Source organism: Rufibacter ruber, from assembly GCF_001647275.1.
Taxonomy (GTDB): Bacteria; Bacteroidota; Bacteroidia; order Cytophagales; family Hymenobacteraceae; genus Nibribacter; species Nibribacter ruber_C.
The window spans coordinates 1-10,377 of the sequence record NZ_LRMM01000106.1; the positions used below are offsets into that span (position 1 = coordinate 1).

6 protein-coding genes are annotated in these 10,377 nt (G+C 44.3%); 3 read left to right on the forward strand and 3 right to left on the reverse strand.

All coding sequences use genetic code 11. The features are described from left to right. Window positions 1-119 precede the first annotated feature (119 nt). Window positions 120-512: a diacylglycerol kinase family protein gene (locus A8O25_RS21260; protein ID WP_066839512.1), complete on the reverse strand. Its 393-nt coding sequence runs from the start codon at window positions 510-512 to the stop codon at window positions 120-122. Between the two features lie 296 nt (window positions 513-808). After that, a complete protein-coding gene (locus A8O25_RS21265) occupies window positions 809-1,984 on the reverse strand; it encodes an acyltransferase family protein (RefSeq protein ID WP_082893817.1) in 1,176 nt (391 codons plus the stop codon). Between the two features lie 396 nt (window positions 1,985-2,380). On the opposite strand from A8O25_RS21265, the gene A8O25_RS21270 reads away from it, so the two are divergent. Genes A8O25_RS21270 through A8O25_RS21280 form a run of 3 tightly spaced genes read left to right on the forward strand, consistent with a single transcriptional unit; the run spans window position 2,381 to window position 8,418 of the window. Next, window positions 2,381-5,602: a SusC/RagA family TonB-linked outer membrane protein gene (locus A8O25_RS21270; RefSeq protein WP_241499118.1), complete on the forward strand. Its 3,222-nt coding sequence runs from the start codon at window positions 2,381-2,383 to the stop codon at window positions 5,600-5,602. Between the two features lie 15 nt (window positions 5,603-5,617). Further along, the gene (locus tag A8O25_RS21275) at window positions 5,618-7,420 is read left to right on the forward strand and encodes a SusD/RagB family nutrient-binding outer membrane lipoprotein (RefSeq protein ID WP_074988009.1); all 1,803 of its coding nucleotides are present in this window, start codon (window positions 5,618-5,620) and stop codon (window positions 7,418-7,420) included. Between the two features lie 17 nt (window positions 7,421-7,437). Further along, window positions 7,438-8,418 (forward strand): DUF4397 domain-containing protein, encoded by a 981-nt coding sequence (locus A8O25_RS21280; RefSeq protein WP_066839509.1) that lies wholly within the window; start codon window positions 7,438-7,440, stop codon window positions 8,416-8,418. A 111-nt stretch (window positions 8,419-8,529) separates the two neighbouring features. Here A8O25_RS21280 and fumC read toward each other — a convergent pair whose 3' ends face one another. Continuing rightward, the gene (gene fumC / locus A8O25_RS21285; RefSeq protein WP_066839511.1) at window positions 8,530-9,927 is read right to left on the reverse strand and encodes a class II fumarate hydratase; all 1,398 of its coding nucleotides are present in this window, start codon (window positions 9,925-9,927) and stop codon (window positions 8,530-8,532) included. Window positions 9,928-10,377 lie beyond the last annotated feature (450 nt).

The window sequence follows — 10,377 nt, forward strand, 5'->3', positions numbered from 1 at the left end:
TCGGCTAGGTTTTTAAGTACGTCGTTACCAGTCATGGTTATGGGTTTGGTATTATACATCATCGGCCTTGGCCGAACAAATTGGGCAAAAGTAGTAAACGGGCGGGTGAGAAAGAATGTTTACCTGAGCTTTTGGAAGAATTGAGCCGCATACGGGGAAAAAACCAGCAGCCCTACCACCACCGCCGTCACAGACGCCACCAAGACCGCGCCGGCCGCTATGTCTTTGGCTTTGCCCGCCAGCGGGTGCCGCCCCGGTGAGACCAGGTTAACCACTACCTCCAGGGCCGTGTTGAAAAGTTCAGCCATCCAGACCAGGCCAATGGCGAAGGCAATCAGTGCCCATTCTGTTATGGAAAGGCCCACGAACAACCCCAAGGCCACCACCATGCCGGCAGACAGCACATGCCAGCGCATGTTGAATTCAGACCTGAATGCCGCGGCAATCCCGTTCCAGGCATACCCGAAACTGTTCAGCCTTCTTCGTACAAAATGAGGTTTTCTTGGTTCCATGGCGCTTGGGTGTTCGTCTAACCAGATGAATGTTCTGGGGCTGGTAGCAGAGGGTGCACGGTAGAAGGTTTCCTGGCTGGTAACTTTCTGCCACTGCTCCTGAAGGTTCTGTTTTGGGGCTGTTTTCCCAAAAACAGGCCAAAAACAGGAATACAGTTTCAAAAATAGGAACGCCTTAGCCGTGCCACAAGCAGCTAGCTAAACGCTCCTCCCTTGCTGGCGTAGCGGTGGCCTGCACCAGGAATGCACGACACTGTTTAAAAGGAAGCGCTTTCTGGAATGGCAGGGACCTGACGTTACACTTTAATGATAATGTTCTTCCGGTACATGATCCAGAGAATAATCATCCAGAAAAAGATCCAGGTGAGGGCCCAGGCCAGAGAGGCGTTGTAGGGAGACAGGTGCGGCGTATAGAAGGACTCATACAGCCACGTTTTGCTGTCTACTTCGCCGGTGGGGGTAGAGACTTTGACCATGTTCATGATACGCGGGATCAACCCAGACAGGAAGAAGACGGTGATGGCGTTGACTCCGTACACTAAAAAAGGGGTGGTGAATCTCTGGTATCCTTTCACATCAATGAGCCAGTAGCATACCCCCAGGCCCAGCATGGCCAAGCCGGCTGTGTACAAAACAAAGGAACTGGTCCAGAGGCTTTTATTGATGGGGAAGTGCAGGTCCCAGATGAGTCCGGCGCAGGTGCAGATCACGCCCCACACCATAAGCCAGGCAATTTTGTTGCCGGGCTCATCTTTCTGTTTCAACCATTGCCCCACCAATATCCCTATCAAAGCTGTGGCAATGGCTGGCAGGGTGCTTAAGATACCTTCAGGGTCCCAGACTTTGGTAGATTTCCAGAGGTGGCCGGGGAGCAGTTGGTGATCCAGCCAGGCAGCCAGATTGGTGGTTTGTTGAAGGTTCGCCTCCCCTACCCCCGGTACCGGCGCAAACATCATGAGCAGCCAGTACCCTACCAGCAAGGCGGTTATAATAACCAGTTGGGAGCGCCGTTCTGTTTTCAGAAAGATAGAGGCGGCAATGATGAAGACTACCCCAATTCGCTGGAGCACCCCCGGGATACGCACCGTATCAAACTCAAACTTAGGGAACAGCGCTAAGAACAAACCAAGGGCAAACAAGGTGAACCCTCGCCTTGCAATTCTCAGCAGCGTTTTACCGTGTGTTTCAGGCTTTTGCTTTGCGCCAGATAAGGCATAGGCAATAGACACCCCTACTATAAACAAGAAGAACGGAAACACCAGGTCTGTGGGTGTACAGCCGTGCCAGGCGGCGTGCCGGAGCGGTGCGTAGATCTTGCCCCAATTGCCCGGGTTGTTCACCAAGATCATAGCCAGTACAGTGATCCCCCTGAAAACGTCTAATGAGCGGAGGCGAATGGCAGTAGTTTTTGCTAGGCTCTGTTCCTGTGGGCTGGCATGCACAGATAAATCTGGAGGTGATGTGGTGGGCATAGGTTGTGGTATATGAGAAGTAAAAATAAATGCAGACGAATGGTCTAGCGCTTTAATATGTTAACGCGCTATGTCTGGTGGTTTATGGTAATGGCAGTAATATTAAGCTTTTGCTGATAGAATCATGTGATTAAGAGGTAGGTTTTGAAATGATTTTAAACAAAGTTAAAAAGTTAGCTTGTTTGATAAATTTAGCTTCTCTATATTTTGGCCGGTTTACAACTGCTCTCCAATCCAAATCATTTGCTCCTGAAGTGTTTAGCATCTTAAATATCATAGAAGATATTTAAAATTATACTAGACCCATTGTGATTTTTTAAAATGCAGGGCTTTTTAAGATCTGCTTTTTATAAAATTATTACTAGGATCACATTCTTTAGGCATAATTGCTTTATCTTGCACATTATTTTGCCTTGCTCTTTTGTTTTACCTAACTCAATTATATTGTTCCTCTTCTTTGAAGACTTAGACCAAACAGGCATCAAACAAATTCACAACAATTATTCTAAATCCTTTTCTATGAAAGTAGTATTACGACTTATGTTGTTTGCTATGAGCTTGTTTATAGCTCAGGCAGGTTTTGCCCAAAGCAAGACCATTACCGGGAGGGTGACTTCTTCCGATGACGGCTCCCCCATGCCGGGGGTGAGTGTGGTGCTAAAGGGCACTACTGTGGGTGCTTCTACAGACGGTGATGGACGTTATTCTATCCAGGCTCCTGTAGGCGGCACGCTGGTATTCAGTTTTATTGGCACTATTCCACAAGAGAAGGTAGTAGGTGCCGCCAGTACAGTTGATGTGGTGATGAGAACTGACTCTAAAGCTTTAGATGAGGTTGTTGTAACGGCTTTGGGTATTGAAGAAAGAAAAGCTGCGCTAGGTTATGCCATTACAGAGGTTAAAGGAGCAGATGTGGCACAAACTCAGCGTGAAAATTTTATAAATGGATTGGCAGGCCGTGTAGCAGGTGTTGAAGTAAATGCTACCTCTGGTTTGCCAGGTGCCTCAGCTTCAATTACTATTAGGGGGGTGAGCTCTTTAAGCGGAAGCAACCAGCCTCTGTTCGTAGTTGATGGGCTCCCGGTAAGTAATAATACCTTTAGTACAGCTAATTTTGCTGGTGCTGCGCAACTTGAAAACAGAGGGGTGGATTATGGAAACAGAGCTTCAGATATAAACCCAGAAGATATTGAGAGTATAACAGTTTTAAAAGGTCCAGAAGCTTCAGCGCTATATGGTATAGATGCGGCCTCTGGTGCTATTGTCATTACTACCAAAAGAGGGAAAGTTGGTGCAGCCAGAATCAACTATAGCAATAGCTTCCGGATGGATAAAATTAGAAAATATCCAAAGATCCAGCGAATTTATGATAGAGGTACATTAGGGGTGACAGATGAAGGTTCTACCATCACTACTTACTTTGGTCAGCCATTCCCAGAGGGAACCCAGTTTTATGATAACGTAAAAAATTTCTTCCAAACCAACTACACCCAGAAGCACAACCTATCTGTTTCAGGCGGGACAGACGCTTCAACTTATAGAGTATCAACATCTTATACAGGTAACCAAGGATTTATCCCAAATACAGGCTTAGATAAGTTTACTTTAAGTTCAGCGATCACATCAAAGTTAAATAAATACATCTCTTCAGATGTGACCTTTGCTTATACACACCAAGATGTAGAGTCTATTTTTAATGTAAGCGGCGGCCCTTTATTGGGTCTTTTGTCTTGGCCTTCAGATGATGATGCTAGCGTGTACATGAACCCAGACGGTACTAGGAGATTCTTTACGGCTGGCGGTACAACGGCTTTCCCAGAAATGGAAAATCCATTCTTTAATGTTAACAAAAACTCCAACAACAATGTTAGCGACAGATATATAACTAATGTGAAATTAGTAATTGACCCTGCACCATGGTTGAAGTTTGTAGGTAACGTTGGGTTTGATTACTTTACCCAAAAAATTACGGCTGTTCGTCACCCAGAGTCTAGGCTTTCTGGAACAAGAGGTGGAGTTTTTGACCAAGCAACCAATACGTCAAGAAATTTGAACATCCAGTACTATGCTCAGATTACTAAGAAATTCTTTGGCGATAAATTCTCTACTGATTTTAAATTAGGCAGTGCTGTGAATGACCAAAACGGGTTCACGCAGGCAGTAAATGGTGAAAAATTCCAGGCACCTGGTCTTTATTCTATTGAAAACACAGATCCAACTACTCACAGAGGTAGGAACCGGTTATCTCAAAGAAGATTAGTAGGCGTATTCTCAAACTTGAATTTAGGCTATGGCGGTTTCCTATACTTGAACCTATCTGGAAGAAATGACTGGACCTCAACATTACCTAAAGACAATAACTCCTTCTTCTATCCTTCTGCAGGGTTGAGTTTTGTATTTACAGAACTTGCTCCTTTGGCAGGCATCAAGAATGTACTCTCTTTTGGTAAGATAAGGGCTTCTGCTGCTCAAGTTGGTAAAGATGCGGACCCATATATGATCCGCCCTTGGCTAGAACCTAGAACTACCACCGGCGCTGGCTTCGGATATGCCTTCAACGGGCCTTCAGAATCACTTAATCCAGAAATGACCACTTCTTATGAAGTTGGAGCTGAAATGAAGTTCTTCAATGATAGGCTAGGTATTGACTTTGCTACGTACAAAAAAGTTTCTAAAGAGCAGATAGTAAGAGGTATGCGCTTAAGTTATGGTACAGGATATGTGCTGAAAACATTTAACGCAGGTGAAATAGAAACAGGTGGATACGAGTTTCAAATCAATGCAACTCCATTAATTTTTAAAGATTTTACTTGGGATATTACAGCTAATTATAGCCATAATTATTCTGAGTTAGTAAAATTGCCTTCTTCAATCCCGGAATATTATAGTTCTGATACTTGGTTGTATAATAACATTAGAAATGGTGCTAGGGTTGGCGGGCCTGTGAATTCATTCACAGCGTATGAATATGAAAGAAACAACAAAGGTGAAATTTTAATTAGTCCATCTACAGGTTACCCTATCAGACAGACAACAGACTGGGTAGTAGTAGGTGATAGAACTCCAGATTTCTTAATGGGTATCACAAACACTTTTACCTATAAGAATCTGTCTTTGAACTTCTTATTAGATATTAGAAGAGGTGGCGATGTGTTTAATGCAACGGAACATTTCTTAACAGTTCGTGGTTTGAGCATGAGAACCCTTGACCGCTTTGAGCCAAGAATTTATAGTGGTGTATTAAAAGACGGATTAGAGAATACAGCTAATCCTACCAGAAACAATATTGTGATCAATCCAGCTTGGGACGCAAACTTCTTCTCTGCTACATCAGGTGAAGTTGATTATGTAGAAAAAGATATCAATTGGTTGAGATTGAGAGATGTGACACTTAGATATACACTTCCAACTGCACTATTACAAAGAACAAAATTCGCAAAGTCTGCAAGTGTGTTTGTAACAGGCACAGATCTATTCTTGATCACAAATTATTCTGGACTTGATCCTGTTGGAAGTGCTACAAGTTTAGCTACTGGTGGTAGTGGAGGATATGGCTTTGACTATGGAAACCTGCCAATGCCAATGGGAATAAATGTTGGGATTAATGTTAGCTTTTAATTAAAAACAGGAAGAATGAAAAAAATTATATGTGGTACACTCATAGCAGCAGCTATGTTTGGTTCAGTTAGCTGTGAAGAATGGCTAGATGTAAACACAAACCCTAACGGGCCTGATCAGGTTGTTGACCCGCATTTATACCTAGCACCCATGCTTTCTGAGTTGGCTATTGCCTTACAAAATGATGGTCGTTACATTGGGAAATATACTTCAAACTTTTTCAGTGCAGCTCAGGATGTGACTTGGGATAGACATGGGTATGCTTCTGCCAGTGATGCGGCCGCTACTCTTTGGAGATCTACCTACTATACCATGGGGCTTAACCTGCGGGATATGATCCTGAAAGCAGAAGAGCAGCAGAAGTGGGAATTTGTAGGCATTGGCCACGCTCTTCAGGCCTATAACTGGCAAATGACTACAGACCAACATGGTGAGATCATCATGTCTGAAGCGTTTGACCCAACCAAGTCATCTTTCAATTATGACAAGCAAGAGGTTATTTATGCTGAAGTAAAACGTCTTGCTGAGTTGGCTATAGCTGATTTTGCAAAAGCAAAAGCTAACCCGCATCCTAACCCTATGTCTAAAGATGCAGATTTAATTTATGCAGGTGACATAAGTAAGTGGGAGAAGTTTGCTTATGGACTTCTTGCTATTAATGCCAACCATTTATCCAACAAAAGTAATTATGAACCAGATAAGGTTGTTGAATATGTAGATAAAGCTCTAGCCAGCAATGCAGATGATGCAGCTATTAAGTTTTTGGGTACAAATACAGCTAACTCTAGCTTCTTTGGCCCGTCAAGAGGAAACATTGGTAGCGCAGGTATCAACTTACGGCAATCTAAATTCATTGTAGGTTTATTAGATGGTACTAACCCCGCTCTTCGTGATGTGGAATATGAGAAAGTAACTGTTCCTAATTCGAATCCACCTAGAGATACTGTGCGAGTAAAACTTGTTGCAAATTTGCCAGTACCAAAAACAAAAGATCCTGTAGCTGCCTTCAATACGCAGCACTTAAAAGATCCTCGTATAGCTGCAATGTTGGCTCCTGCTGGAGACGGCCAATATAGAGGTATAGGTTTTTCTGGTACTGGAGAGTATACAACTACTACGCAAAGACCTTTGAACCTTTGGGGTACTGCTTCAGATGTTACGAGTGCAACTACAGTAGGGAAATACTTGTTTCAAAACAATGCCAGCTTTCCTATTATGACTTATGCACAATTGCAGTTTATAAAAGCTGAGGCCTTATACAGAAGCAATAAAAAGGCAGAAGCTTTAGTTGCCTACAAAAATGGGGTTGAAAAGCACATGGATTTCACAAGGACTTTCCTAACAACTGCAGAAGAAAGAACTGCTTTTGATAGTAGAAAAGCAGCTTACATGACCAATCCGTGGTTAATTCCTACAAATACAGAACCCTCAACGACTCCGGAGGGCTTTCCAATACCGTATTTAACTCTTTCACATATCATGCTGCAAAAATATATAGCGCAATGGGGATGGGGCTTTCTGGAAACTTGGTCTGACTTAAGAAGATACCATTACTTTGATAAGTATGATGAAGCTTCAAGAACAAATGTGCCAGGAAATCCTGTAACGGTTGGATCAGATCTTAACTTGAATGATAATGTATTTACAGCTTTCCAGATCAACCCAACTATGTTTGGGGTTAATGGTGGAATGCCAGCGTACAGAATTAGGCCACGGTATAACTCTGAATATCTGTGGAATGCAGAAGCATTGCGCCAAATTGGTGGTTTTGACGCGGCTTTCCACACATATGAGACTTGGTTTAGCAAGAAAAACTAATTATTGACAGAATAAGTATGAAAAATACACTCAATAAGTTATTCACTATAGCAGCTGCGGCTTTTTTACTTAGCTCTTGTGAAGATAATGCGATTCCAGTGCGTACTGATTATGTTTCTGATGGAGCACTGGTTAAATTGTATAACCACGTAGAAGGTTCGGGAAATGTCAATTATTATTTAAATGATCAAAGGATTACAGCTAACACCGCCTTAGCAAATGGGGCCTTACGGGGTTTAGCTTTTGGTAGTACCTTTCCAAGTACGTATGGTTATGCCAATGTTCCTGCTGGATCATTTAATTTAATTGTGCGTGATACAGCAACCATGACACCGGATACCTTTAATGATACAGCCAAGTTAGCGGTCAATAATTGTAAGCCCGTAACTTGGAAAGCTTTGGCTTCTCCTTATAATAAGATAGCAGAGAAAGCTGTAACGTTAGATAGAGGTGCAAGTTACACAGCTATATTAGTGGGTACACCTGTTGTCATGGGTACAAGAAAGACGGTGCCTGCAACAGATACAAGCCCAGAAATACCTGGTAATTGTGGGCAAATTGTAACGCCTGCTACCTATGAGCTTCTTTTCACTAGAGATAATTTGCCCGCACCTGATTTTTCAAAAGTTTACTTCAGATTCGCTCATAACTTGGCAAATGCTCCATACAACTTTGACGTAGTAGCTACTCGTGCTGCAAAAGCTGCTTCTGGAACTACACCAGCAGTAGAAAAAGTTGAAACAGTAATTGCAACCAATATTGGTTTTAAGGAATTTGGTCAATATGTTGAAGTGCCATTAGGAGATTATAATGTTGATTTCTATAAGGCAGGTACTTGGGGTACCGCTGCTCCTGTAAAGTATTATACTTATACCTCATCAAGTGGAGCTACTACAATTACTTCAATAGCATTAGGTAGAGTTTATACTTTCTTCCTTCGTGGTACTCACAACAATGCACCGAGAGCTGCAAATGTTGATTACTGGAGAGAAAGATAACATCGAATTATAAAACACCTAGACGGCATATAAAGAGAAAAGCCCCGCTGCACTGCAGCGGGGCTTTTCTCTTTATATGCCGTTTTGGCCAAAGCAGGCCGAAAACGGAAGTTACTTCTTTAAACTCCCAATCATATCTTCCGGCTTCACCCACTCCGTAAACTGCTCATCTGTCAACAGACCTAAGTCCAGAGCAGCCTGACGCAGGGTAGTACCTTCTTTATGCGCTTTCTTGGCAATTTTGGCGGCGTTGTCATACCCTACGTGCGGGTTTAACGCAGTGACCAGCATGAGGGAGTTTTCCAGCTGGCGCTTGATCACCTCATAGTTGGGCTCAATACCCACGGCGCAGTGTTTATCAAAAGAATCACAGGCGTCACCAATAAGTCTTGCGCTCATAAGTAAGTTATAGATCATTACGGGCTTGAACACGTTCAGCTCAAAGTGGCCGTTCATACCGCCAACTGAGATGGCCACATCATTGCCCATGACCTGGGCGCACACCATGGTCATGGCTTCGGCTTGGGTAGGGTTTACTTTGCCAGGCATGATAGAGGAACCCGGCTCATTCTCAGGGATGATGATTTCGCCAATGCCAGAGCGCGGACCAGAAGCCAGCAACCGGATGTCGTTGGCAATTTTCATCAAGCTCACGGCTAATTGCTTCAGAGCACCGTGGGTCTCTACCATGGCATCATGGGCGGCCAGCGACTCAAATTTGTTCTCCGCAGTTTTCAATGGCAGGCCAGAGAACTCGGCAATCTTCTGGGCCACCAGTTCGGCGTAGCCTTGGGGGGTATTCAAACCAGTACCAACGGCAGAACCGCCTAACGCCAGCTCACTCAGGTGGTCTAAGGTGTTTCTGAGGGCGCGCATGCCATGGTCCAGCTGAGACACGTAGCCAGACAGCTCCTGGCCCAGCGTTAAGGGCGTGGCATCCATCAAGTGGGTACGGCCTATCTTCACTACGTGCATAAATTCCTGTGATTTGCTGTGTAGCGTGTCACGCAACTTCTGCACCATAGGCAACGTGGTTTGGGTTACGGCTTTATAGGCGGCAATGTGCATGGCCGTGGGGAAGGTATCGTTAGACGACTGTGACTTGTTCACATCATCGTTCGGGTGAATCTTCTTCTTCTCATCCATCAGGTCACCACCTAACAGAACGTGCGCACGGTTGGCCACCACTTCGTTCACGTTCATGTTGCTTTGGGTACCAGAACCGGTCTGCCACACCACCAGCGGGAACTGGTCGGCCAGCTCACCGGCCAGAATCTCATCACACACGCGGCCAATGATTTCGGCTTTGTCTTGCGGCAGCACGCCCAGCTCAGCGTTGGTGTAGGCGGCGGCTTTCTTCAAGATGGCGAAGGCGTCAATGACCTCAACAGGCATTAATTGCCCTCCAATGGTGAAGTTCTCTTTGGAGCGCTGGGTTTGGGCGCCCCAGTATTTATCTGCGGGTACCTCTACCGGACCCATGGTGTCTTTCTCTATGCGTACGCTCATGTTTGTAAGAATATGGTGAATACTTAGATGGCTCAAAACTACGCAATTATTCATAAAAAACGGGAGACAACCTTGCCTCCCGTTTCTGGCCTGATTTCCTGAAATCAGGCCAGAAACAGGCATATTCAATTTAATAGTTAGTTACGCACGCAGATGGAAGATTAGTTAATCCAGAACAGAGGATAATCACCTGAAAAGCTCCAATCTTTAAAATCCCTCATCTTCAAGTTAAATCACTCTTGCAATTCGGGGGGGATAATCCCGAACCAATCTATCAGGGATTTCCTAATCCCCATGATACGCTTTCTGAACCAGCCGGGAACGGAGATTGATAAACCCGGAAGAGCAGCTGACGTGAGGGAATTGCTAAACTTCCAGCTGGTAAATTGGTGTAACCCAAAACGTAAAACCCCACTTTCTGTTTCTGGCCTGTTTTTCCAAAAACAGGCC

Excerpts from the sequence above, each read along its gene's own strand:
- A8O25_RS21260 (WP_066839512.1), bottom strand. The coding sequence starts at position 512 with ATGGAACCAAGAAAACCTCATTTTGTACGAAGAAGGCTGAACAGTTTC.
- A8O25_RS21265 (WP_082893817.1), bottom strand. The coding sequence starts at position 1,984 with ATGCCCACCACATCACCTCCAGATTTATCTGTGCATGCCAGCCCACAG.
- A8O25_RS21275 (WP_074988009.1), top strand. The coding sequence starts at position 5,618 with ATGAAAAAAATTATATGTGGTACACTCATAGCAGCAGCTATGTTTGGT.
- A8O25_RS21280 (WP_066839509.1), top strand. The coding sequence starts at position 7,438 with ATGAAAAATACACTCAATAAGTTATTCACTATAGCAGCTGCGGCTTTT.
- fumC (WP_066839511.1), bottom strand. The coding sequence starts at position 9,927 with ATGAGCGTACGCATAGAGAAAGACACCATGGGTCCGGTAGAGGTACCC.